This window comes from Clostridium sp. 7_2_43FAA (genome assembly GCF_000158375.2).
Taxonomy (GTDB): Bacteria; Bacillota; Clostridia; order Clostridiales; family Clostridiaceae; genus Clostridium; species Clostridium tertium.
Genome location: NZ_JH815222.1, coordinates 1,715,734 through 1,739,865 on the forward strand (window position 1 = coordinate 1,715,734; position 24,132 = coordinate 1,739,865).

25 protein-coding genes are annotated in these 24,132 nt (G+C 27.1%); 3 read left to right on the top strand and 22 right to left on the bottom strand.

Translation table 11 applies throughout. The features are described 5' to 3' along the window. From CSBG_RS09650 to CSBG_RS09685, 8 genes are all read right to left on the bottom strand, one after another. Positions 1-211: transposase (locus CSBG_RS09650; RefSeq protein ID WP_008679071.1), on the bottom strand; the 211-nt coding region annotated here is incomplete at its 3' end. A gap of 170 nt (positions 212-381) precedes the next feature. Further along, complete coding sequence (locus tag CSBG_RS09655) at positions 382-561, bottom strand: hypothetical protein (RefSeq protein ID WP_008679073.1); 180 nt, start codon at positions 559-561, stop codon at positions 382-384. Between the two features lie 170 nt (positions 562-731). Continuing rightward, positions 732-995, bottom strand: a complete 264-nt coding sequence (locus CSBG_RS09660) for a hypothetical protein (protein WP_008679075.1) — start codon at positions 993-995, stop codon at positions 732-734. Positions 996-1,528: 533 nt separating this feature from the next. Further along, positions 1,529-2,314 (bottom strand): ABC transporter ATP-binding protein, encoded by a 786-nt coding sequence (locus tag CSBG_RS09665; protein WP_008679076.1) that lies wholly within the window; start codon positions 2,312-2,314, stop codon positions 1,529-1,531. A gap of 10 nt (positions 2,315-2,324) precedes the next feature. Further along, positions 2,325-3,347, bottom strand: a complete 1,023-nt coding sequence (locus tag CSBG_RS09670; RefSeq protein ID WP_008679079.1) for an iron ABC transporter permease — start codon at positions 3,345-3,347, stop codon at positions 2,325-2,327. Beyond that, on the bottom strand, positions 3,340-4,347 hold the full coding sequence (locus CSBG_RS09675) for an iron ABC transporter permease (protein WP_008679081.1): 1,008 nt from the start codon (positions 4,345-4,347) through the stop codon (positions 3,340-3,342). The genes CSBG_RS09670 and CSBG_RS09675 overlap by 8 nt, the downstream gene beginning before the upstream one ends. A gap of 161 nt (positions 4,348-4,508) precedes the next feature. Continuing rightward, complete coding sequence (locus CSBG_RS09680) at positions 4,509-5,453, bottom strand: ABC transporter substrate-binding protein (RefSeq protein ID WP_008679083.1); 945 nt, start codon at positions 5,451-5,453, stop codon at positions 4,509-4,511. Between the two features lie 110 nt (positions 5,454-5,563). Beyond that, complete coding sequence (locus CSBG_RS09685; protein ID WP_008679084.1) at positions 5,564-6,415, bottom strand: AraC family transcriptional regulator; 852 nt, start codon at positions 6,413-6,415, stop codon at positions 5,564-5,566. A 61-nt stretch (positions 6,416-6,476) separates the two neighbouring features. Here CSBG_RS09685 and CSBG_RS09690 point away from each other — a divergent pair, with 61 nt between their 5' ends. Further along, on the top strand, positions 6,477-7,211 hold the full coding sequence (locus CSBG_RS09690; protein WP_008679085.1) for an alpha/beta hydrolase-fold protein: 735 nt from the start codon (positions 6,477-6,479) through the stop codon (positions 7,209-7,211). A gap of 185 nt (positions 7,212-7,396) precedes the next feature. Here the strand turns inward: CSBG_RS09690 and CSBG_RS09695 are convergent, their stop codons facing one another. From CSBG_RS09695 to CSBG_RS09705, 3 genes are all read right to left on the bottom strand, one after another. Next, positions 7,397-8,674: an FAD-dependent oxidoreductase gene (locus CSBG_RS09695; protein ID WP_035285829.1), complete on the bottom strand. Its 1,278-nt coding sequence runs from the start codon at positions 8,672-8,674 to the stop codon at positions 7,397-7,399. Further along, a complete protein-coding gene (locus CSBG_RS09700; protein ID WP_035285271.1) occupies positions 8,674-9,666 on the bottom strand; it encodes a sulfide/dihydroorotate dehydrogenase-like FAD/NAD-binding protein in 993 nt (330 codons plus the stop codon). Before CSBG_RS09700 ends, CSBG_RS09695 begins: the two co-directional genes overlap by 1 nt. Before the next feature lie 104 nt (positions 9,667-9,770). Next, a complete protein-coding gene (locus tag CSBG_RS09705; RefSeq protein WP_008679091.1) occupies positions 9,771-10,940 on the bottom strand; it encodes a D-alanyl-D-alanine carboxypeptidase family protein in 1,170 nt (389 codons plus the stop codon). A gap of 127 nt (positions 10,941-11,067) precedes the next feature. On the opposite strand from CSBG_RS09705, the gene CSBG_RS09710 reads away from it, so the two are divergent. Both CSBG_RS09710 and ytfJ read left to right on the top strand, forming a co-directional pair. Further along, complete coding sequence (locus CSBG_RS09710) at positions 11,068-11,394, top strand: hypothetical protein (protein WP_035285275.1); 327 nt, start codon at positions 11,068-11,070, stop codon at positions 11,392-11,394. Between the two features lie 283 nt (positions 11,395-11,677). Then, a complete protein-coding gene (gene ytfJ, locus CSBG_RS09720; RefSeq protein ID WP_008679092.1) occupies positions 11,678-12,160 on the top strand; it encodes a GerW family sporulation protein in 483 nt (160 codons plus the stop codon). A gap of 167 nt (positions 12,161-12,327) precedes the next feature. Here the strand turns inward: ytfJ and scpB are convergent, their stop codons facing one another. From scpB to CSBG_RS09775, 11 genes are all read right to left on the bottom strand, one after another. Then, a complete protein-coding gene (gene scpB / locus CSBG_RS09725) occupies positions 12,328-12,936 on the bottom strand; it encodes an SMC-Scp complex subunit ScpB (protein ID WP_008679095.1) in 609 nt (202 codons plus the stop codon). After that, the gene (locus tag CSBG_RS09730; RefSeq protein ID WP_008679097.1) at positions 12,929-13,675 is read right to left on the bottom strand and encodes a segregation/condensation protein A; all 747 of its coding nucleotides are present in this window, start codon (positions 13,673-13,675) and stop codon (positions 12,929-12,931) included. The genes scpB and CSBG_RS09730 overlap by 8 nt, the downstream gene beginning before the upstream one ends. 187 nt (positions 13,676-13,862) lie before the next feature. Then, complete coding sequence (locus CSBG_RS09735; RefSeq protein WP_008679099.1) at positions 13,863-15,083, bottom strand: D-alanyl-D-alanine carboxypeptidase family protein; 1,221 nt, start codon at positions 15,081-15,083, stop codon at positions 13,863-13,865. Between the two features lie 88 nt (positions 15,084-15,171). Beyond that, entirely contained in the window at positions 15,172-16,476 is a 1,305-nt protein-coding gene (locus tag CSBG_RS09740) for a pyrimidine-nucleoside phosphorylase (protein WP_008679101.1), read from the bottom strand. Between the two features lie 187 nt (positions 16,477-16,663). Further along, complete coding sequence (locus CSBG_RS09745) at positions 16,664-17,542, bottom strand: tyrosine-type recombinase/integrase (RefSeq protein WP_008679103.1); 879 nt, start codon at positions 17,540-17,542, stop codon at positions 16,664-16,666. 70 nt (positions 17,543-17,612) lie between these two features. Beyond that, complete coding sequence (gene spoIIM, locus CSBG_RS09750) at positions 17,613-18,248, bottom strand: stage II sporulation protein M (protein ID WP_008679105.1); 636 nt, start codon at positions 18,246-18,248, stop codon at positions 17,613-17,615. 160 nt (positions 18,249-18,408) lie between these two features. Beyond that, complete coding sequence (locus tag CSBG_RS09755; RefSeq protein ID WP_008679107.1) at positions 18,409-18,927, bottom strand: NUDIX hydrolase; 519 nt, start codon at positions 18,925-18,927, stop codon at positions 18,409-18,411. A 514-nt stretch (positions 18,928-19,441) separates the two neighbouring features. Further along, positions 19,442-20,248, bottom strand: a complete 807-nt coding sequence (gene spo0A, locus CSBG_RS09760; RefSeq protein ID WP_008679108.1) for a sporulation transcription factor Spo0A — start codon at positions 20,246-20,248, stop codon at positions 19,442-19,444. 342 nt (positions 20,249-20,590) lie between these two features. Then, a complete protein-coding gene (gene spoIVB / locus CSBG_RS09765) occupies positions 20,591-21,781 on the bottom strand; it encodes a SpoIVB peptidase (protein ID WP_008679111.1) in 1,191 nt (396 codons plus the stop codon). Positions 21,782-21,962: 181 nt separating this feature from the next. After that, positions 21,963-23,663: a DNA repair protein RecN gene (gene recN, locus CSBG_RS09770; protein ID WP_008679113.1), complete on the bottom strand. Its 1,701-nt coding sequence runs from the start codon at positions 23,661-23,663 to the stop codon at positions 21,963-21,965. Between the two features lie 18 nt (positions 23,664-23,681). Further along, complete coding sequence (locus CSBG_RS09775) at positions 23,682-24,131, bottom strand: arginine repressor (RefSeq protein ID WP_035285282.1); 450 nt, start codon at positions 24,129-24,131, stop codon at positions 23,682-23,684. Position 24,132: the final 1 nt, after the last annotated feature.

Consider the following 24,132-nt stretch of genomic DNA (forward strand, 5'->3'; position numbering starts at 1 on the left):
TTCTATAGTTCTTTTTTAATTCATATGGAGTTTCTTTTCTTTCATATTTATTTCTACCTAAATGTTCTTCCATTTCTCCTTCTAATATATTTTCAAGAACATCTTTAACAAGCTTCTGAATAAGCCCATTTTTCCCCATAACATCATCAATAGTTTTACATTTCTTTACTTCCTCATTGTAATCAAAGTTGGTATTAATATTCTTTGTCATAATTTTTCCTCCTAAATTTATATAGTATATTATTCCAAAACCACCAGCTGTTCATACAAAAAAACAGTAGTTAGTTTTGTTTTTACACAAAACTAACTACTGTCCCATTACAAATATCTTTTTATTATTATGTACCTGTTAAACAATTTAAAATCAAGCTCTATAAAGTATTATTTTTTTAAGCATTTATTACAAATACAATAAATTAATCTAGAATACTTAATCTCTCTATCCATTTCCCCCCTAGGTCTTGTTTCCACTGTCTTTTTACATTTATTACATATATATTTATCAACAATTATTCCTCCTGTTGCTTCAGAAACAACAGTAATTTTTTTTACTATTTTCATCATTCTCCCCCAAAGTTAGCTTTTATGAGCTTATAATAATAAATTATTTAACTTAATAAGAACTACTATAGATAGGTTTTATTAATGCTATGTTAACTTTATGTTAATTTCAAGTTAAATAATTTTTTTAATAACTTAAAAAGAACTTACATTCCGTAAGCTCTCAAAATTTACCAAAGCAGTTCATTTTCTATATATCCTAATGAATCAGCATAAGATATACCTATTATTCTTATTCCATTAAGTTCTTTTAAAGTTAAGTCATCATTATACATCCTTTTATAATGTTCTAACTTTTTATCAAAATTCTCTGATTCATTTATTATTATCTCTGGTCTTTCAAATCCTTTAATTTCAACTTTAATTCCTATGTATGCAACACCTTTCTCTTTTGCCGTTTTAAAAGATAATTCTAAATCGCTCATTTTTAACATATTAATACCCCTATCTATATTAAACTTATTTTAATAACTTTGAATTCCTATATATTAATTGTAATTTAATCGTACTTTTATGTTAGCGAATTATGTTAGCGATTTTCATTATAAAACTTACTAATATTTATTTATATTACTTATACCTGTTTAATTAAAAATGTAAATAAATTATAGTCAATCTTAGATGCTGCAAATTATATTAGTAATACATATATTATATATATTCTGTTTTAATATTTTTATTACATCCAAATATAAAAATCTATAATTATATGATATTTTTTTATTTATCTGATATTAATTACTCTCTTAACTACAACTGATCCATAATCTAGTTTCGGAATCCATCCCACACTCTCATATTGCTGGTCAAAAAGCATATAAGTTTCCATACTTCTCATCTTAATATATTCATTGAATATAAAATAAAATTGACATTAGTTAAATTAAATTTTGACTCATGCCGTATAATATTAATTTTTATATTCTATATTTAATAGATACATTACTAATCATTTCTCTTTCTTTATTTATAATAATTCATAATTTAAACATAATGGAACATTATAATTTTCATTTGTTATAAGTTCTGCATTTATATTATAAATATCTTTTAAAACTTCTTTTTTCATTATTAAATCTGGAGTATTTTTATATAATATTTTTCCATCCTTCATTGCTACAATAAAATCTGAATACTTTGCAGCATGATTTATATCATGCAAAACCATTACTACAGTACATCCATGTTTATCATTTAAGTTTTTTACAATATTAAGTACTTCGAGTTGATGTGACATATCTAAAAAAGTAGTTGGTTCATCTAGTAATAATATATCCGTTTCTTGAGCTAAAGCCATTGCAAGCCAAACTCTTTGTCTTTGACCTCCTGATAAATCAGATAATTCTCTATGTCTAAACTCAAAAGTATTTGTAACTTTTAGTGCCCATTCAATCTTCTGCTTATCTTCATTCGATAATTTACTTACATTTGTTCTATGAGGATATCTTCCATAAGAAACCAACTCTTCAACTTTTAATTGAGAGGGTGCGGTAGGATTTTGAGACAATATAGCTAACTTTTCTGCAATCTCTTTACTTTTCATATCATTCATATTCTTATCTAAAATGAATATTTCTCCATTTTCCTTTTTTAGTATTCTACCTATACTTTTTAAAAGCGTAGATTTTCCACATCCATTTGATCCAATAATGCTAGTTATTTTTCCTTTTTCAAGACTAAGATTCAACTCTTCAATTATTATTTTTTTATCATATCCTACTTTTAATTTTTTTATATTAATAGCATTTTTCATATCTTACCTCTTATGATTTGTATAATAAATATATAAAATAAGGAATTCCTATTATAGATATAACTATTCCTACAGCTAATTCTGACGGTGCAAAAACAGTTTTGGCAATAAAATCTGATAGTATTAAAAGGAAAATACCAATTAAAGCAGTTACTGGCATAAGCTTTCTATGATTTAATCCTACTAACTGTCTAGCTATATGAGGTGCCATTAATCCTATAAATCCTATATTACCTGCAACACATACACATGAACTAATTAAGCCAACACAAGCAAATAGTAATTTTCTTTTTTCTTTATCTATATCTATTCCAAGGCTTACTACACTGCTTTCTTCTAATTGAAAATAATCTAATAAATGAACTTTCTTATATAGATAGAAACTTAAAATTATTATCCAAGGTAACATCATATATATAAAAGTCCAATTTGCGTTATATATTGAGCCCGCTTGCCAAATAGCTGCAAATTCAAAATCTCCTGCGTTCATCTTCATTGAAAAAAGCATTGAAACAGCTGAAAACCCACTGTTTACTGCTATACCAGTTAAAATAAGTCTTTGCATATCCATCTTTTTATTATTTTTTGAAAATATTAATATTATTAATGATGCCAATAGTCCTCCTATAAAGCCAAACATAGGCATGGCGAATATCCTTAGAAAGTTACCTCCATCAGTTCTTGTTGGACTAAAGTTAATAAAATACATATATATAATTACTGCTGCTCCTGCACCTGAATTTATTCCTAATATTCCTGGATCAGCTAACTCATTTTTTGTAATTCCTTGCAAAAAGAGACCTGCTATTGATAGCCCTATTCCGATTAATATAGCTATAATTATCCTTGGAAGTCTAAATTCAAATACTACTAATCCAAATTTCTCATTATCATTTAAATTAAATAGTGTTTGAAATACTTCAACAACACTTATATCAAACATCCCATTGATTAAATGCAAATAAAAGACCAAACAGATTAATAGCAGTAATACTGTTATTACAAAATAATATTTTATTTTTTTCTTATGCATCTTTTGATCCTCCATTTGTTTTTATCATATATAAAAAGAAAGGTACTCCTATAATAGCTGTTACTGTTCCTATAGGTGTTTCAAAAGGAAATGCTATGTATCTACTTAATAAATCACATAATCCTAAGAAAAAAGCCCCTCCTATTAAGGAATATGGAATAATATATTTATAATCATGCCCAACTATCATTCTCGTAATATTAGGTATTACGAGTCCAATAAAAGCAATCTTACCAACTAATGCAACAGATGTTGCAGTTAGTAATACCACAGCTCCCATAGACAGATATTTTACTATATTAGTTCTTTGACCTAAGCTAATAGCTATATCCTCTCCCAATGAGCTTATAGTAATATCTTTAGCTATTATTATTGCTACTATAATACCAATAACTCCTATTGGCATTATAATCTTTAGTAAGTCACTATTTACTGTATGAACTTTTGTGTTATACCAAGATGAAATACTTTGAGATACTTGGAAGTACATGGCGATAGCAGAACCTAGACTACTTAAAAAACTCCCTACTATTGTTCCTATAATTGCAAGTCTAACTGGTGATAGTCCATTTTTTATAGATGATCCTATTCCTAAAACTAGTACAGCTCCAATTACAGACCCTATTATAGATACTAAAATTAGACTTCCATTTGAAAGTCCTGGATAAAAAACCATTGCTATAGTGATTAAAAATGCTGATCCATCATTTACCCCCATAAGTGATGGTGATGCCAAATAATTTCTCGTTATACCTTGCATAATTGAACCAGCTACAGCTAAAAATCCTCCAACTACTAATACAGCAATAGATCTTGGTAACCTATTATTTCTTATTATTATATGATCTACATTACTTTCATCAAAATTAAAAATAGCATCAAAAACTACTTCTTTTGGTATTGATTTAGTTCCCATTCTTACAGATAAAACAGTCACACTAACTATCCCTACTAAACATATTATTAAGATTAACAAAAACTTCTTATTAAGATTTTTCATATTTATCCCCTTAAACTTATACTACCGCACAATGTTAAATGTATAATTAAAGAAGAAACTCCTTTGGGAGTTTCTAAAATAGATACATTTTTAGTAACTTAATTACAAGTATGTCAATAATTTTATATCTTTAATTTTAATCTGCTGCGATAGCACTCCTATTATTTTAATAAATTATCTACAACTGCATCTAAGAATTTAACCTTTGACCAAGCTGTTCCCCCTTGAGCTAAAGGTTCAACAGTATTTACGAATACTTTATTATTTTTAGTTGCTTCTAAACTTTCAAATATAGGATTTGCTAAAAGTTCATTGAGAGCTTCTGGCGCATCTGCATTTTCACTATCTTCAAATTGTAAAAAAATAGCATCTGGATTTATTTCTGCTAAAGTCTCAATTGTTAATTGAGCTTGTGCTTTTGCTTGAGTAACTATATCAGGAATTTTTAATCCTAAATCTGTATATAAAACTGGGTTTAAATATACATCTGCTGGATATACATACATTAATCCCCTTCTTACTCTAATAACTAAAATATTTTGATCCTTATATTTATTTTTTATATCTTCTTTTGCCTTTAAAGATTTTTCTTCGTAGTCTGAAATTAATTTATTAGCTTCATCCTTTTTATCTGTTATTTCTCCTAAAGCTAGAAGGTTATCTTTCCAGTTAGCTGATATATGTGAATATGGTAATGTTACTGCTATCTTGTTTAACTGTGCCATTACTTCTTCTGATAATTTTGAAGATCCTATAATGACATCAGGATTTAAACCTAGTATAACTTCTGCATTAGGCTTCATTTTATCTCCAACTAAAGTTACATCTTTAAAGTCATCTGCTAAATATTTGGGAACTTGTCCAGCAACCTCTAAAACACCTGCTGCTTTAATACCTAAAACTGCTGCATCTTCCATTCCTTCTAAACTTGCAAGAACTATATTTTCAACTTTTTTATCGAAAGAATAGTCTTGTCCTAAATAATTTACTATAAATGATGTATCTTTACTTTCTACTTCACCTACTTCTGAAGATTTCTTTGCTGTACAAGATGTTAAACTTGCAAATAAAACTATTAATAGCAATAATGTTAAGTACTTTTTCATATTTATCCCCCATTCATAATGATAATCATTTTCAATTCATGATTATTTTAGCAAAATTCTTTAAATGGTAAAATGGACTTTTATAATATTTTTTTGTACTTTTGCCGAATCTATTTTTTAAATACTATACCTGTATTAACATTATTATTAATTTCTCTATATTTTCTAGGGCAAACACCTACATTTTTTTTGAAAGCTTTACTAAAATAAAAACAATCACTATATCCAGTCATATCAGCTATTTCTGAAATTGTATAACAAGAAAACTTCAATAATCTCTTAGCTTCTTTTAACCTATATTCCGTTAAATATTTTAGTGGAGACAATCCTGTAACTTCTTTAAAAACTTCACTAAATCTTCTTCTATCTACTTCTAAAATATCTGATATTTCACTTACTGTTATTAATTCGTTGAAATTCTTATTTATATATTCAATCCCCTTATTTACTAATTTTAATTTATCACTATATTGTGAGGTTCTTACATTTTTTATTAAAGAATTTATTAAATTTACAAAATCAACTTTACATGAGAATTTTGAGTAATTATCTGGACTTAATGATTTATCAATAATCATTTCACAGTATTTTAGCAAATGTAGCCTATCCTCAATTTCTAGATAAAAAGATTCTTTTTCTATGTTTTTAAATTTTTCTGTAGTCAAAATATTTTTGTAATGAACTACATAATATTCTATTCCTAAATCTCCTGTCTCCACTTCTATATCCATACTTGATCCACAATGTAGTATTGTATTTTTGTTTAAATTATATTTTTTCCCATCTACAGAAAATGAACATTCTCCTCTTATAGGTATTACTATTCCACATAAATTTTTTGCCGTTTTTCTATTAATATCTTTTTCTTTAGGTAGTAAACTACTTTTAAAAATATCGATAAACTCCATAGAACTTTCTGAAAAATATTCAATTAACCAATTGATACTTTGTTTCATAATCATTGACCTTTTCCTTTTGTTATTTTATACTTATTACTAAATCTTAACATAAAGGAGTCAACTTATGAATAATTTTAAAATAAAATCATGCTATACTAATAGCTTTTATGATATTAATTTCTATACTCCTGAAGAATCTAAAACAGATAATTTGCCATTAATAATAGTTCTAGATGGTGGAAATTGCTTTGAAGTAGTTAAATCTTGCATAAAGCAACAAGGTCAACTTTATATTAAAACTGGGGTCAAGCCTTCAATAGTTGTTGGCATCTCTCATCAGGAATATGAAAAAAAAGAAAAAAGATTTTTAGACTTTACAGCTCCAGCCGAAAAATACTTTATTCCTGAGGAAACTAAATTTAAAATTCCTAAAAATCTTGGAGGCAGTGAAAAGTTTAATGAATTTATAAAAAAAGAACTTCTCCCATTAATTGAACCTAATCTTAACTTTGACAAGAGTAATATTTCTATAATTGGTCATTCTTTAAGTGGCTATTATGTATTATGGAATTTATTAAAAGGATCAAACATCTATAAAAATATAATTTCCTTTAGTCCCTCAGTTTGGTGGAATGATTATGAACTTTTAAACTTACCTAATTTAGAAAATACCGAAAAGAATATATTTATAGGTGTTGGAGAAAAAGAAGGTTATATGGTTGATGGTGCAGAAAAAATATACAATAAAATTAAGAGCTTTAATAATAATTGCACCCTCTATGTTGCACCTGAAGAAAATCATGGTTCTGTAGTTATTACTAGTATGAGTAGAGCTCTTAGATATATCTTCTCACTTTAACAAAAATATTGTGCATTTTAGATTTGTAAAAAGACTTGTTATTTATTTTTAACCAAGTATTTTTTTTACTTAATACTATTTCCTTTAAAAATACATCATGTACTTTAGTTTTTAATCCTAGGTATTAGTATATAAAACAAAAGAGAATAATTATTATTCTCTTTTGTTTTATATTTAAGTTATTATTATATTAATTTTTGATTAAATACCCTATTTAAATTAACTTTTCTGATTCTATCTTTTATCTCATCTTTATTAACAGTATATAGTCCTAGCTCCTTCATTCTCTTAAAGTATTCTGCTCCAGCAAATGTATATCTATTTTTTCTACCTTCTCTTGTACCTGCTTTTTCATTTGCATAAGATATTATATCGCCTATTGCAATTGAGCCTGGTAAAATTAATAGAGGTATTCCCATTGCAAGTCTTACTGCATTATGTCCTGCTAAGCTACCTGTACAAATTGCTTCTGTATGACCAACAAAAAGACCTGATTTTTCTCCTGCGCAAAATAAATTGTCTACTCCTTTTACTTTTAAATCATTTGTTCTTGGAGCTACGGATAAATATCTTATTGAATTACCTTTACTACCTGCATATGGATCTACATATTTTGCATTTTCTAATCCTTCAATCTTTCTTAGTTTCTTTAATGGGTAGTAGGTAGTCATAAGTTTAGCATGTCCAGTATCTAATAAAATTATATTTTCTGCAAATTCTTTTAAAGCATATTGCTGACAAACCTTGGCATTAAGCTTATCATAATTTACATCTTCCTTTGGAACTTCTAATATAACACATCCTGTTTCATCTAATTGCTTAATTATTTCTTTTGATAAACTTTCCTTAGCCAACTTACAAGAACCTGAAAATGCCCCTAATGTATCTTCATCTCTTTCTCCTTGTATGTCTGCTACTCCGCATCTTTCACTTATACTTATTCTTGGTCCAAAGGCTGGACATCTTAAAACACACATAGAACATCCATTTCCATATCTTAAGCAATTCCCCATTGGCCCTGTTGTTCCAGTAGTTTCAATAAATACATCTCCCTCTTCATAAGTACCATCACTAAGGTAAATCCCTTTAATCTTACTGCCTTCTAACTTAACATCAGTAACTCTACTTTCTATATGAATATTTATCCCCATTTCCTCTAAATATTTACTAACTTTACCTTCGATTAAATTTACATCATATAAAGTTGCATGCTTATGACCTGGAAATTCTATATCTTTATGTCTTGCAGTATCATCTACAATATCAATTAAATCTCCAGCACCAAGCTCTATTAATTCTTCGGAAGCTGTCCATCTTCCGTTATTTCTCATTATTCCTCCAACATTTCCAAGTCCTAATAATAAATCTGTCTTTTCATATAAATGAACTTCTGCTCCTGCTTTCTTAGCTGTGATAGCTGCGGCGCAGCCAGACCAACCGCCCCCAACGATAATAGTCTTTATCATATAAATCTTCTCCCTTCAAATACATTTCTTGGATCAGCTTGAACTTTACAAAAACGCTTTACTCTATGGCCAGAAAATCTAGCGGTACAACTTCCGCATACCCCTTCTCCGCAGCACATTTTTATATTATTACAACAAGATAACTTTATATCTTCACCTTGTATCTTATCTAAATAATCAATTATTTTTACAGTTAATATATCAGCCCCAGCAATATGAATATAATTTACACTTTTATCTTTTATATAAGATTTTATAAGAACTTTTACTTCATCAGTTAGCTGACCTTTATCTAACACTGATTCTTCAATTACATTCACATCATATTCTGATAAATATTCTTGAACATAATTATCTGTATAAGGTGCCTTATCTAAAATTAAATTTATATTATTATTATTTAAGGATAACTTTCTAATTACTGGCATCATAGGAGCCATTCCAATTCCTCTAGCTATTACTAGTACATTATTATTAACTTGCTTATCTAAATTTTTAAGACCAAAAACTCCATTCCAATATGGTCCTCTAATAGTTATTTCTCCACCTTCTTTTATATCTAATAATTTCTTTGTTTTAATTCCTCTTATTTCTATCATTATGGTTATTATATTTGTTTCAATATTTGATTCTAAAATAGAAATAGGAACATCAAAATAGACATTTTCATTTGTTCTTATAAATATAAAGCTTCCAGGTCTTACTAGATCAATAGCTAATTTATGTGGAGCTTTAAATTTAATTAAAAGAACATCATTTTGATAAAGAACCTTTTTTTCAACTAAACAATTATATGTTTTTCTTCCCTCTTTTGCCTTAGATCCATTATTTATAAATTCGTGATATATACATACCCCATTCCAATTTAAGCAATCACAAAAGCAGCTTCCTTGTAATTGAGAGCATAATATACATTCATTTGATTCTGCCAGATGGCAAGGACAAAACTCCGTTCCAGCATCTATACAATCAACAGCTTCTTTCATTATTTGAATCTCCCCACTAGATTTCTTACATATTAATAGATTATTTTCTATTTTTCATTTTGTTACACTATATTTTTATATAACAAAAAAAGTAGAAGACAACTCTTCTACTTTTTAAAGATTATATTTTCAAATTCTTCTTTACTCATATTTATATTACTTATTAGCGGAAATTTATTTTTTTCTTGTTTTTCATCTTTTACTGAAATCTTTCCTAGTATATCTCCAGTTTCTACATCAGAACTTCTATTGAATACCTCTACTTCTACTATATCCTTTTCTTTATATCCATAAGTTATATCTTCTTCTTGTATTATATTTCCTAATCCCGCAAGATTTTCTCTTTGTAATATATCTTTATTAGATATTTCAGCAAAAGTATTTGTGCTTATGACATAATTAAAGATTTTTTCTGTTACATTCCATCTATCTACACAATTTAAAACAACAATAATGATATTTCTACCATTGTGATTAACAGATGAAACTAGGCATTTTCCTGCCCCTCCAGTATATCCAGTCTTTACCCCATTTGCACCAGGTATTCTATACAATATTTTATTTATATTTTGATAATCTCTTGTGAAATTATATTTATCTTTATATATAACTTTTTCTCCTACAATTTCTCTAAAAACATCATATTCCATTCCTTTAGCTGTTAAAATTGCTAAATCATATGCTGAAGAATAATGTTTTGCACTATCAAGTCCATGTGGTGATTCAAAATGTGAATCTATAATCCCTAAACTTCTTGCAAAATCATTCATTATATTAGAGAAATTTTCTACTGATCCTCCTATATCTTCCGCTATAGCAATAGCAGCATCATTACCAGACCTAAACATTAATCCAAATAATAATTCCCTCATTGTTATTTTTTCACCAGCTTTATATCCTACAGTTGAACCCCTAATAGATGAAGCATTTTTACTGATGGTTACTATTCTATCTAAATCTCCATAATTTATTGCTATAAGGGATGTCAAAATCTTAGTAGTACTGGCCATTGGGACAATTTCATATCCTTTTTGATTCCATAGTACTTGCCTACTTTCTGCATCTATAGCTATGGCATTTCTAGCAGATACCTTTAACGGAAGTTTGCTATCAACTTTATTTCCATCAATATCAATATAATCTTCCTCAAGCATTTCTACTGTCTCATCATCCATATCTACATCATCGTCAATAAATGCTTTTACTGAATAAATATTCCATTGTAATGTCAATAATACTAATAAAATAGTAAAAATAACTTTTTTTAAAACTTTCATAAAATCACCCTCTACATTAACCATCTATGAGTAGTTTGTTCTAAAAGTTATTTTTTAAACATTTTTTTGCTATTTTTTTATTTTTCATTATGGTAATTATTAGAATAGTTTAGAAAGGAGTGTGAAAATGGCTTTAATATTAACACTTTTAATTATTATGTTACTACTTATTTTTCCTATTCCAATGAAAATTAAAATTAGTTTTAACGAAGGTATATTTAAATTAAAAATATTTAACTTAAATATTTTTTCATCAAATAATGGTATTGAAAATAAATTATTAAAAAAACTTATTAATAAAACTAATATAGATTTAAAAAAAGAAACTACAATAAAATATAAAAATAAAAAAGCCATTAAGCCTTCTCCCCTTAAGCGCAAAAAAATTATAAAAAAATATCTATACGAAAGTTATATTCTAATATTTCTTGTAATAAATTTAAACCTCTTATAAAAATAGATGGTGATTTAACTTTTGGTATTGATGATGCTGCATATTGCGCAATTCTTTACGGCTTGTTATGTAATACTCCTACTTTACTTAGATTAATATTAGAAAAAGCTTTTAAAGTTAAAGATATAAAGCTTAATATTATCCCTAAATTCAATACTAATACTATATATTTTGGTATAACTAGTATATTTTACTTTAATGTTGCTAATATTATATATATATTATATTTAATGTATAAATCTTTTGAAATTGAGGAGGTGACTCCCGAATAGGGAGGTATATTATGTCAAATGAACATCCTGTTGAAAATTTAATGAAAAGTACTATGGAAAATCTAAAAGATATGATAGATGTTAATACTGTTATAGGTGAAGCTGTGGAAACACGTGATGGTAGTTACATTATACCAATATCAAAAGTAACATTCGGTTTTGCATCTGGTGGAAGTGAATTTGGAAACCAATGTAAGCCATCCCCTGATAAAGATGCTAAACATCCTTTTGGTGGTGGTTCTGGAGCTGGTGTCACAGTTAAACCTGTTGCATTTTTAGTTCTTAGAGATGATGCTGTAAGACTTCTTCCTGTTGATCAAAATAATACATATGATAGAATTGTAGATTCTGTTCCTCAAATTATTGATATGATTAAAGGCTGCTTTAATCATGACAAGAAGAAGGCACAAGATAAAAATCTTGATGTTGAAAATAATCCATGTGATTCTAACCCATGTGATGATAGTGACTCATCATCTAATAATTTATTCTAGAGTTTTTTAAGTAGCTGCTTGAAAATCAGAACTTTCCATTTATTTTTAAGCAAATAACACCAAATAAGAATTGTTTATTCTTATTTGGTGTTATATTTCTAATCACATCTTGCAATTTATTATAAATCCAGTTCATATTTTTAAGATGTCTCTTTCGTGGCTACCTATTATATTTCCTTAATTATTTCATTCATAGCTTCTATTGTTTCTTCATCTTTTTCTGAATACAAATCTAAAGATGGCAACTCATTTAATTCTTTTAATCCAAATTGTCTTAAAAACTCTTCAGTTGTTCCAAATAAAATAGGTCTTCCTGGAACCTCCAACCTACCAACTTCTTTAATTAAATCTTTTTCTAATAATTTATGGATAGCACTTTCGGATTTTACTCCTCTTATCTCATCTATATCAACTCTTGTTATAGGTTGCTTATAGGCAATTATAGCTAAACTTTCTAAAGAAGCTTGTGATAAAGATTGTCTTTTATTTTTCTTTAATAATTTTTGTATATAATCGCTATTTTCGGCCTTTGTAACTAATTGATATTCTCCATTTATTGATATTAGTTTTATTCCTCTTTTTTCTTCTTCATAATCTAAAATCATTTCATTTAAAATATTTGATATTGTTTTAGGTGAAACTTCTATAGAATTACTTAAATCCTTAATAGTTAAAGGTTCTCCACTTACAAATAATAATGCTTCTATTGCAGATTTTATTTTAGGTTTTGATGAAACTTCTTCAAATTCATATTGCTCAACTTCAGTTTTACTCACCTATTTTTCTCCTTTCAATTAATATGTCATCAAAATTGTCATTTTGATAGGCTTTAATCATCCTAAGTTTTATAAGTTCAAGAAGTGCTAAAAATGTTACTACCGCTTCTAGCTTACATTCGCTCTCTCTTATTATATCTCTAAATTTTACGATTCTTTCCTCTTCAATATTACGTAACAGCTCGTCCATTTTATCTTCAATCTTATATTTATCTATATAAATTTTTCTTTGAATTATATTCTCCTTATTTTGCTTCATAAGGAAGTTTTCTATTAATTTATTATAAATATTATAAAGATCAAGTAACGTAATATTCTTAAATATGTCTTCTTCTTTTTTATCACTTTTAATTTCTTCAATTATTTCTGGTTTCTTTGTATATATGTCTCCAGAATTTATGTACTTTTCTTTAAAGAATAATGCAGCACCTTTAATTTTCTTATATTCTATAAGCTTTTCCATAAGATTTTTTTCTATATCTTCTTCATTTTCTTCTGAAACTTTAATATTAGGTAATAGTTTTTTAGATTTTATTTCTATAAGAGTAGCCGCAACTACTATGAATTCAGATGTAATTTCTAAGTCCATAATTTTCATATCATCTAAATATTTTAAATATTGACTAGTGATTTTATATATTTCTACATTATAAATATCCATTTCATTTTTTTTAATTAAATGCAGCAGCAAGTCAAATGGACCTTCAAAATTTGCTACCTTTACTTTGGGCATTTCCATAAATATCATCCGCCTTTGATAACACTATATTCCTTCCAATATATAATATCAATTTTAATAGTAAAGAACAACCTTTGTTTTATTTTGCGATGCAAAATAGTGAAAAAATGAAAAATATCGGATATAAGTATCTCTACTTAATATCCGATATTTTGCCATATGTATTTAAAGATGCAATTACTTTATACTATACGCCTTTTCTAAACATGTTTTTCATATTGAACTTGAAGTTTTCAAATATTCCGCCAAGTTTTATATCTCTATCTGAATATAATTCTACTTCCCCAATTTTTTCTTCTCCAAGATAAACTTCACATTTACCTACAATATCCCCTTGCTTATATTCCTTTTTAACTTCGTCAATTACTATTCTCTTTTCTAATTCTTCATTTGTTCCTTTTGGTACTATTGCTACTAAATCTTCCTTTGCCCTAGCAACCAAGAATTTATCAGTTTGTTTACTTAAATAAATGTTTTCTACATCTTCATCTTTTGATAAAAGCTTTTTACCTTCAAATTTAGAGAATCCATAATTTAAAAGCATTCCTGCATCCCTATTTCTTACTTTATATGTTGGTGCACCCATAATAACAGATAACATTCTAACACCATTTCTAGTAGCAGTTGCAGAAATACAATATTTTGCTTCTTCAGTATATCCTGTCTTTAATCCATCGCAACCTTCAAAAAATCTTACAAGCTTATTATGATTAACTAATTCTATAGGTGATTTTCTTCCTTCAGAAATAGTTTCCATATAAATTCCTGAATATTTTAATATTGTTGGATGCTTTAAAAGCTCCAATGACATTATTGATATATCTCTTGCAGTAGATAAATGACCTTCTATAGGTAAGCCATTACAATTTTTGAATGTTGTATTAACCATACCTAATTCTTGAGCCCTTTTATTCATCATTTCTACAAAAGCATCTTCTGTTCCGCCTAAATATTCAGCTAATGCTACAGCAGCATCATTACCCGATGCAATGGCAACACCTTTTATTAACTCTTCTACAGTTCTTATTTCTCCTGTATCTAGAAGCATTGTGCTTCCACCCATCTTTTTAGCATTTTCGCTACATGTTACCTTATCTTGTAATGTTATTTTTCCACTATCTACAGCTTCCATAGTTAAAAGCATCGTCATTATTTTAGTTACAGATGCTGGTGCAAATTTTTCATCGATGTTTTTCTCATAAAGAATTTTCCCACTTTTTGGCTCTATTAATAATGCTGATTTGGCATCTACATTTATTCCTTCATCACTAAAAACCTCTGTAGTCCATTCTTCATAAGTTTCTATTGAAGTATCATATGGTTCTACATCTGCTTTTACTGGTACTACAGATATAGATAATAAGCTTAAAACAATTGCGACAACTTTATTCATAAATTTTTTATTCATCATATTGCCTCCCTTCAAAGCTTATTATTACCAATAAAAATAAAAATATGATAAAAAGAACTAAATTCTTATTATCATATTTTTTTATTTATTCTACAATATCGTATATTAAAGGAATTTCCTTATCTAGAGAGTTAGATATAATCATGTTCTTAATTATATCATTCTTAGCTTTTTCTATATTACTTTCATCGTTACTATGAATATAAGCCAGTATATCCCCCTCTTTGACTACTTCTCCTCTTTTTTTATTTAAAACTATACCTACAGATAGATCTATTATACTTTCTTTTGTTTCTCTTCCTGCTCCAAGTTCCATTGCAATTAAACCAAAGGCTTCTGCATTTATTTTTGAAATCACACCACTTTGAGCAGCTTTTACTTCAACTACATATTTTGCTTTAGGGAATTTATCAGTATCATCTATAAGACTTGCATCCCCACCTTGGGCTTTTACAAATTCCTTAAGCTTTTCTAGTCCTTTACCATTATTAATATTTTTTAATAATAATGCCTTGCCTTCTTCGAAGTTTCTTGCTGTCTTTCCACAAACAAGCATATAACTACCTAAAGTTAATGTTAATTCTAATAAATCTTTAGGTCCATTTCCTTTTAATAATTCTATAGCTTCTTTAACTTCAAGAGAATTACCTATTGCATATCCTAAAGGTTGATCCATATCAGAAATTACACCTATAGTTTTTTTTCCTACTGAACTTCCTATATCAACCATTTCTCTTGCTAGAGCCTTAGCATCTTCGGGAGTTTTCATAAATGCTCCATCTCCAACTTTTACATCTAATACTATAGCATCTGCTCCTGAAGCAATTTTCTTACTCATTATACTTGATGCTATTAATGACATATTATCTACTGTTGCTGTAACATCTCTAAGAGCATATATTTTCTTATCAGCTGGAGCAATGTTACCTGTTTGACCAGTTAATGCTATTCCTATTGTATTTGAATTATTTATAAATGTTTCTTCAGAAAGTTCTACTGAAAATCCATTAAATGCTTCTAATTTATCAATAGTTCCACCAGTGTGACCTAATCCTCTACCAGACATTTTAGCAACTGGAACTCCAAGTGATGCAACTAGCGGTGTTAAACAAATACTAGTCTTATCACCAACTCCACCAGTAGAGTGTTTATCTACCTTCACTCCATTTATAGAAGATAAATCAATCTTATCTCCTGAATTAACCATTGCCATAGTTAAATCTGCAGTTTCTCTTTTATTCATCTTGTTAAAGAATATAGCCATAAGTAATGCTGATGCTTGATAGTCTGGCACTTCTCCCTTTGTAAATCCATTTACAAAAAACTCAATTTCTTCTTTAGATAATTCTAGACCTTTTCTTTTTTTTAATATAATGTCATACATTCTCATAAGAACATGACCTCCTACTTTAGTATATTATTTTTAAACTTTTATCTATTTAATTTGCTATATTGCAATAACCAGTTTACTTTTCTAAATTTTTAGTAGCCATTGTATATTCATTATTTTTTATTTAACATTCTCAATTTATCTTACTTCTAAAATTATAAGATACCATATTAAATATTCCCTATTATTATGCTCTAGGATGAGAGTTTTTATATACAATATTTATTTTATCATTATTAATTATTTCATAATATGTGTCCATATAAGTTAGAACTTGATTTCCTAAAAGCTTTTGCACAGCTCTTACATTAGCTCCATTTTGTAATAAATGTACCGCAAAAGAGTGTCTAAAAGTATTTAAATTAACTTCTTTTTTAATTCCTGCTTTATGAGAATATTCTTTTACTATTCTCCATACGCCTTGTCTTGTTAAATGATTTCCATTTAAATTAACAAATAGGGTTTCAACTCCTGCAGATGCAACTTGATCTCTTATTTTTAAATATTCCTTCAAAGCTTCTGTTGCACTTCTTCCAATTGGAATAAGCCTCTCATAATTTTTATTATCATGACATTTTACAAAGTTTAATTCTAAATTGATATCATAAACATTTAATCCAATTATCTCTGAAACCTTCATTCCAGTAGCATACATAAGCTCTAATAAAGCATTATCCCTTATTCCCTTATTGCAATCTTTATCTACAATTTTAATTATTCTGTCTACCTCATCTATAGTTAATATCTCAGGTAACTTTTTAGTTGTAGTTGTATTCTTATAGTATATCTTAGGTATTTCACTTACAACTTTTTGATCTTTTAGATAATTATAAAAACTTCTAAGACTTATAACTATTCTGTTTATTGATCTTTCTGACTTACCTTGGCTAAGCAAGTATTGTATATAACCAAGTACTGATACATTATCCGTTTCATCAATACTCATATTTTTACTTTTTAAATACTTAACATATAAGTTTACGTCAGTTACATAGGCATAAACAGTGTTTTCACTTTTATGACTTTTTAATAAAGCTTCCTTATAATTATTCACAATTTCTTTCATAATTCTCCCCTATCCTAATACATTATTAATTCGACAAAAAAATTCTTATTCCTTCTTTATTTTCATTGGATTAGGTTAATTTATAAACTTTCGTTACTACCATTCTTATTAACCCTGGGCTCATATAGCACTCAATTATAACCCCTATGGCAAATAGGATAACAAAGAAACTTAATTTCATTACTAGTCCATTTAACATCAACTTACTACTTCCAATTCCATTAAAAAACTTTTCTTTTAACTTCACTGAAGATAACTCTAAAGAAATAATACTTATACCTATAAAAAAAGGTATATAAAATATGTTTTGTGGAACTGTCGATGTTAGAGCAATCCAAATACCTTTTCCATCAAATGTAGTTAATAAAAAACTAAAGGTATAACCTAAAGTAAATCCCTTTATTAGGTCTATTATTAAAATTATCGGCGCTCCAAAGACAGTAAATCCTAGTGCTATTATAAGTAATATGATTATTATATTATTTTTTATTATGCTTATAAGCAATTCATTTGTTTTTACCTCTTCAACATTTATACTTTTAATGAATCCTGTAAAGTAATCAGCTAAATCCTTTGCATCTACTCCATCCATATATTTTATGGTATATGAACCTAGTAATATACCTACAAAGAAAAAAGTTAGTACAAGTAAATAGAATATTTTATTTTCTCTAAAGTTTGAATTCAACTTTTCTATTAAATTCATATTATTCCTCCTCCATAGTTGCTATAGAACATAATATGTTTAAAGTTTCCTTATTATTCATAATTGAATATATGTAAAATATTTTTTTATTAAAAAAATAAAAAAATGGAGTGAAGCTATAAAAATAGCTTTTCTCCATTTATTTTTATCATAATAAAATTTATAAGTATGAAAGTACACTTATAGTTTTACCATCAATTATTTCACCCTTTTTTATCATTTCTTTAAGATCATTTATATTTAATACTTTTACACTTGTAAACTCATCATCATCTTCATTTTTTTCTCCTAAAGATAAATTCCAAGCTTTATATAAATGTATAATTTCATCACAAAATCCAGGTGCCGTTGCAATAGATCCTAAATATTCTATTTCTTTTGCAACATATCCAGTTTCCTCTTGAAGCTCTCTTTTTGCACAATCCATTGGATCTTCTTTTTTATTAAGTTTACCTGCTGGTATTTCTAATAATGTTTTATTTAATGGTAATCTAAATTGTTCTACTAATATTATATTTTCTGAATCTAAAAATGCTATAACTGCACAAGCTCCTGGATGTTTTATAACATCTCTATTGGCATTTTTTCCATTAGGTAATTTTACATCAATGTTTACAAAATCCATAAAATTTCCTTTATGAATTAACTTTTCATTTAATATTTCTTCATTTAAATTCATTATATTTCTCCTTATAAATCAATACACTTTTTTAACTTTGTTATACCATATTAAATTTAAACTATATTATAAATATTATATCATAACTTTTAATATATAGATTCAACAATTACCTTATTTGCTTTAAACTTAAAATCAATTATTTCATGCTATTCTTTATTAATCTGAACAAATTAAGTAAATATTTTTAACGAAAAAGAGATGTATTCATTATAAAACACATCTCTTCTTACATACCTTCTTTATAATTTAATAAATTATTTAATTTCTTATTTAAATTTTGAATCTCTCAATCTCAGATATAAGATAATAGTCAACTTACTTCTCTTAATAAATCTAAAAATAAATACACTTCCTAATCAACTAGAATAACCCCAACTGATAGAAAGTGTTCTATATACTTAACTTAATATTTATTTATTGGTATCAAATACACTTTGTTGCTATAAACAACATAGATTTGACTTTTTCAAATTACTTGTTCAACAGTCATTTTACTAATTTTCTTCTGCTATTAGCTAACTTTATTCTTTAATCTTAATTTATCAGCTATTATAGCAATAAATTCACTATTTGTTGGCTTACCCTTTTCATTGTGTATTGTATAGCCAAATAGTTTATTTATAGCATCAACTTGACCTCTGCCCCAAGCAACTTCTATTGCATGTCTTATAGCTCTTTCAACTCTTGAAGCTGTTGTATTATACTTTTTAGCTATTGATGGATATAATTCTTTTGTAACAGCAGACAATAGTTCCATATCGTTAACAACCATTGTAATAGCTTCTCTTAAATACATATATCCTTTAATATGAGCTGGCACTCCAATTTCATGGATTATGTTTGTAATTTCAGTTTCTAAATCTACTGGACCTTTAGATTGATGTTTAACTTCTTGTTCTACTACAGCAGATTGTTTTCTAACAACATCATTTGAAGATCCATTAAACATTTCTCTTATTCTCTTAGTGAAAACATCCATATCGAATGGTTTTACAACATAATAATCAGCACCTAAAGTAATAGCTCTTTGCGTAATTTTATCTTGACCAACTGCAGAAAGAACTATTATTCTTGGCATTTTTTCTAAATTCATTGAATTTAATTTTTCAAGAACTCCTAAACCATCTAAATGTGGCATTATTATATCTAAAACTACTAAATCTGGTTGCTTTTCCTCGATAAGAGCTAAGGCTTCCCTTCCATCCTTAGCAACTGCAGTAACTATAATATCCCTTTGATTTAATAAGTAATCATTTAAGATACTGCAAAACTCCTTGTTATCATCAGCTATTAAAACTGAAATTTTTGAATCATTCATACTTCTCTCCCCCATCTTCCCAAAATACTCCAATTAATTCGAGTACATATTAAGTTCTTTTAAAAATTTATCTTTTAAAATTCATCTATAAACATTATATATAGACATAACAGAAAAAAACAATCCTTTTCAAGATTAATTTAATATCATTATAACACAATTTATTTGGTTTTAATAGTTTTTTTACATTTTTTTCAAAATTTTATTATAATATTTATTTTTTATATAGATAAATTTCATTTTTCTGACAGTAAAAATAATAAGAGTACTAATTGTACTCTTATTATTTTATATAATTATAACACTTTTTGTATTATAAAACTATTCAAATTTATTAATTTTTTATTCAATTACTCCTGCATCTTTTAACATCCATTCAATGTATATACCATAACCTACATCTGGTTTATTTATTAATACATGAGTTACTGCTCCAACTAATTTATTATCTTGAATAATGGGACTTCCACTCATTCCTTGAACTATTCCACCTGTTTTTTCTAAAAGTTCTTCATCTGTAACTTTTATTACCATACTCTTAGGTCCAGGCTCCTCCTGAGGTAATAATTTTACTATTTCTATATCATACATTTTAGGTCCATTTTCATCTATTGTTGTTATAATTTTTGCTGCCCCTTCTTTTATTTCATTTCTAAATCCTACTTTCAAAGGTTTATTAAAAGTAGGGTTTACTAAATCAGCACTTGCCTCTCCAAATATACCAGCTTCTGTATTTTTTTCTATTGTTGCTAAACTTTCTTTTTCGTTAACAAATAAGCCTTTTAACTCTCCAGGTGAACCTTTTTCACCTTTTCTAACACTTATTACTGAAGAATTTAGTAAATCTCCATTTCTTACTATAAAAGGTTTATTAGTATCACCATCTGTTATAGGATGCCCTAAAGCTCCAAATATTGAAGTATTCTTATCATAAAATGTTAATGTGCCTATACCTGCAGTTGAATCCCTAACCCAAAGTCCTAATTTATATTCATTATTTTCTTTTTCTAAGTCTATTTCTTTTTTTTCTATATTACCATTTCTAATATAATCAACATTTATTTTAGAATTATCAAGGTTTTTAATTTTTTTTGATAAATCCTTTGAACTTTGTATTTCTTCTCCATTAATCTTTATAAGTACATCCCCAAGTTCTATACCAGAATTTTTGGCAGGACTTTCAACCTTACCTTCTACTGATTCTATATCAGAATGTCCTACAACTAAAACACCTTTAGTTGATAATTTTATTCCTACACTTGTTCCACCTGGATATACCTCCAAGTCATTCACTTTAGATACTGCTACCGACTTAACAGGAATAAATCCTAAAAGTTTTACTTGAAGCTTATCCTTCTTTATTTTGCTGTTCTTCATAAATATATTATCTGATAATACTACATCAGAAGTTGAGGCAGCTTCATTTACATATATTTTTTCTGGAATACTACTTAAACTAAAGAAAGTAATTAAACCCAGAATCAACATTGGAGTTATTATTACGCCTAAATATTTTAACTTTTTCATCCTCATATCATCTCCTCCTTTGCTTCTGTATTTAACTTTCCCTCATCTGCATTCTTATATGCTGTATTAAGTTTGTTAAAAACGTTAAAAATTTTAAAGATATAACTTGAAAAATATAAAAAAATAAAATCATGGTAAATAACCATGATTTTAGTGTATTCATTTTTTATTAAGTTATGTATCTTATTTATGAATAACTTTTTAATATTTCTTGTTTTTTAAGATCTGCAAAAGCAACCATTTCTGAAGCATTTTCTAAAGTAACATCACTCACTTCATCGCCACTAGTCATCTTTGCAATTTCTTTAACTTTATCGTACTTATCCAACGTTCTAATTTGTGTATATGTTTTTTCATTTTCAACCTTTTTTGATACAAAATAGTGACAATCAGAAAGTGCTGCTATTTGAGGTAAATGTGTTATACACAATACTTGATGCTTGGTAGACACTTCATACATTTTTTCTCCAACTCTTTTAGCAATAGTTCCACTTATTCCAGTATCTATTTCGTCAAAAATAAGCGTTGGTATTTTGTCTTTATCCACAAAAACACATTTAAGAGCTAACATAATTCTTGAAAGCTCACCACCTGAAAGAACTTTTTCTAATGGTTTTAAAGGTTCTCCTGGGTTTGTAGAAATTAGAAAAATAACTTCATCAAAACCTCTTGAATTAAAGTTTTCACTTTTTTCTATTGATATTTTAATTTCTGATTTTTCCATTCCAATATAAGATAATTCATACTTTACTTTTTCTTCAAGATTCACAGAATTCTTTTCTCTTATATTATGCATTTCTTCAGAAACTTGTCTCATTTCATCTTCTAATTTTTCTTTTTTTAAATTTAATTCTTTAATTATTTCTTCAGAATTAATAAGTTCATCATATTGTAATTTTAATTTTTCTAAATAATTTAAAATTTCTTCAACTGATTCCCCGTACTTTTTCTTATATAAACTAATTTCATATATCCTAGAATTTATCTTTTCTAATTCAAATTCGTCATAATAAATTTCAGATGACAAATCTCTTACTTCCCTTGAAATCTCTTCCAAAGTGTAAAGCGCTTCTTCCATTCTTTCTCTTTTATCTATTAATTTTTCAAAATGCTTTTCAACTATAGATAATTCATTAACAGCTTTTGATATTCCTTCAATAACTGAAATACCTTCCATTGGATTATCTAAAATAGAATAAGTTTTACTTAATGCTAAAGAAATTTTTTCTGCATTTGAAAGTAAATTAAATTCCTCATTTAAGCTTTCTTCCTCACCAACTTTTAATTTAGCCTTTTCTATATCATCAATTTGAAATTTTATATAATCCACTAGTTTTTCTCTATCTGCATTCCCATTTAACTCTTTTATTTTTTCTAAAATTAAATTTTGCTCTTTTCTTAAATTTTCAAATTCCTCTAAGTATGGATTTAATTCCTCTCCTATAAAGTCATCTAAATAATATATGTGAAATGCTCTATTTAATAAATTTTGATTTTGATGTTGCCCATGTATATCTAAAAGTTTTTCTCTTATTTTTCTTAGATATGAAAGTACTACTGATTTTCCATTTACTTTTATTATGCTTTTTCCAGATAAAGTTGTTTCTCTTGAAATTATTAATATTTCTTCATCATCAATATCTAACTCTTTTAAAACTTCAATAAGTTCTTCATTTTCAATTGAAAATATTGCTTCAACAAAAGTTTTTTCTTCGCCATATCTTATTAAGTCTTTTGAAAATTTTCCGCCTAAAACATAATCTATAGTATCAATTAATATAGATTTACCAGCACCTGTTTCTCCGGATAATATATTAAACCCTTTTCCAAATTCAACACTTAGTTCCTGAATTAAAGCAAAGTTCTTTATATTTAATTGTAATAACATATTATATCACCTTTAATTTTATAAAATCATTTTTCTAACTTTCTCTACTAATTCTTCAGCTTTATCTAAATTTCTTACTAATATAAAAATTGTATTATCTCCAGCAATTGTTCCTGCGACTTCTGTATCAAATAATGTATCTATTGCTTCAGCAACTGCCATAGCAGATCCAGTTAGTGTCTTTACAACAACAAATTTATCTACATTTTCTACTGATACAGCTGCATTAGATAAAATGCTAGATAACTTATCATTAATATCCTTAGATTCCTTAGATGATGCAACATATCTGTAATTTCCTGAAGCACCTTGCATCTTTATTAGCTTTAGTATTTTTATATCCCTAGAAACTGTTGCTTGGGTTACGTCAAATCCAGCTATTTTTAACTCTTCTGCAAGCTCCTCTTGTGTTTCTATTTCTTTTTCACTAATTATCTCTAATATTTTGTTATGCCTCTTTGATTTCAAA

Bases quoted from the DNA above. Each gene is read 5' to 3' on its own strand.
- CSBG_RS09655 (WP_008679073.1), bottom strand. From the start codon at position 561: ATGAAAATAGTAAAAAAAATTACTGTTGTTTCTGAAGCAACAGGAGGA.
- CSBG_RS09660 (WP_008679075.1), bottom strand. From the start codon at position 995: ATGTTAAAAATGAGCGATTTAGAATTATCTTTTAAAACGGCAAAAGAG.
- CSBG_RS09665 (WP_008679076.1), bottom strand. From the start codon at position 2,314: ATGAAAAATGCTATTAATATAAAAAAATTAAAAGTAGGATATGATAAA.
- CSBG_RS09670 (WP_008679079.1), bottom strand. From the start codon at position 3,347: ATGCATAAGAAAAAAATAAAATATTATTTTGTAATAACAGTATTACTG.
- CSBG_RS09675 (WP_008679081.1), bottom strand. From the start codon at position 4,347: ATGAAAAATCTTAATAAGAAGTTTTTGTTAATCTTAATAATATGTTTA.
- CSBG_RS09680 (WP_008679083.1), bottom strand. From the start codon at position 5,453: ATGAAAAAGTACTTAACATTATTGCTATTAATAGTTTTATTTGCAAGT.
- CSBG_RS09685 (WP_008679084.1), bottom strand. From the start codon at position 6,415: ATGATTATGAAACAAAGTATCAATTGGTTAATTGAATATTTTTCAGAA.
- CSBG_RS09690 (WP_008679085.1), top strand. From the start codon at position 6,477: ATGAATAATTTTAAAATAAAATCATGCTATACTAATAGCTTTTATGAT.
- CSBG_RS09705 (WP_008679091.1), bottom strand. From the start codon at position 10,940: ATGAAAGTTTTAAAAAAAGTTATTTTTACTATTTTATTAGTATTATTG.
- CSBG_RS09710 (WP_035285275.1), top strand. From the start codon at position 11,068: ATGGCTTTAATATTAACACTTTTAATTATTATGTTACTACTTATTTTT.
- ytfJ (WP_008679092.1), top strand. From the start codon at position 11,678: ATGTCAAATGAACATCCTGTTGAAAATTTAATGAAAAGTACTATGGAA.
- CSBG_RS09730 (WP_008679097.1), bottom strand. From the start codon at position 13,675: ATGGAAATGCCCAAAGTAAAGGTAGCAAATTTTGAAGGTCCATTTGAC.
- CSBG_RS09735 (WP_008679099.1), bottom strand. From the start codon at position 15,083: ATGAATAAAAAATTTATGAATAAAGTTGTCGCAATTGTTTTAAGCTTA.
- CSBG_RS09740 (WP_008679101.1), bottom strand. From the start codon at position 16,476: ATGAGAATGTATGACATTATATTAAAAAAAAGAAAAGGTCTAGAATTA.
- CSBG_RS09745 (WP_008679103.1), bottom strand. From the start codon at position 17,542: ATGAAAGAAATTGTGAATAATTATAAGGAAGCTTTATTAAAAAGTCAT.
- spoIIM (WP_008679105.1), bottom strand. From the start codon at position 18,248: ATGAATTTAATAGAAAAGTTGAATTCAAACTTTAGAGAAAATAAAATA.
- CSBG_RS09755 (WP_008679107.1), bottom strand. From the start codon at position 18,927: ATGAATTTAAATGAAGAAATATTAAATGAAAAGTTAATTCATAAAGGA.
- spo0A (WP_008679108.1), bottom strand. From the start codon at position 20,248: ATGAATGATTCAAAAATTTCAGTTTTAATAGCTGATGATAACAAGGAG.
- spoIVB (WP_008679111.1), bottom strand. From the start codon at position 21,781: ATGAGGATGAAAAAGTTAAAATATTTAGGCGTAATAATAACTCCAATG.
- recN (WP_008679113.1), bottom strand. From the start codon at position 23,663: ATGTTATTACAATTAAATATAAAGAACTTTGCTTTAATTCAGGAACTA.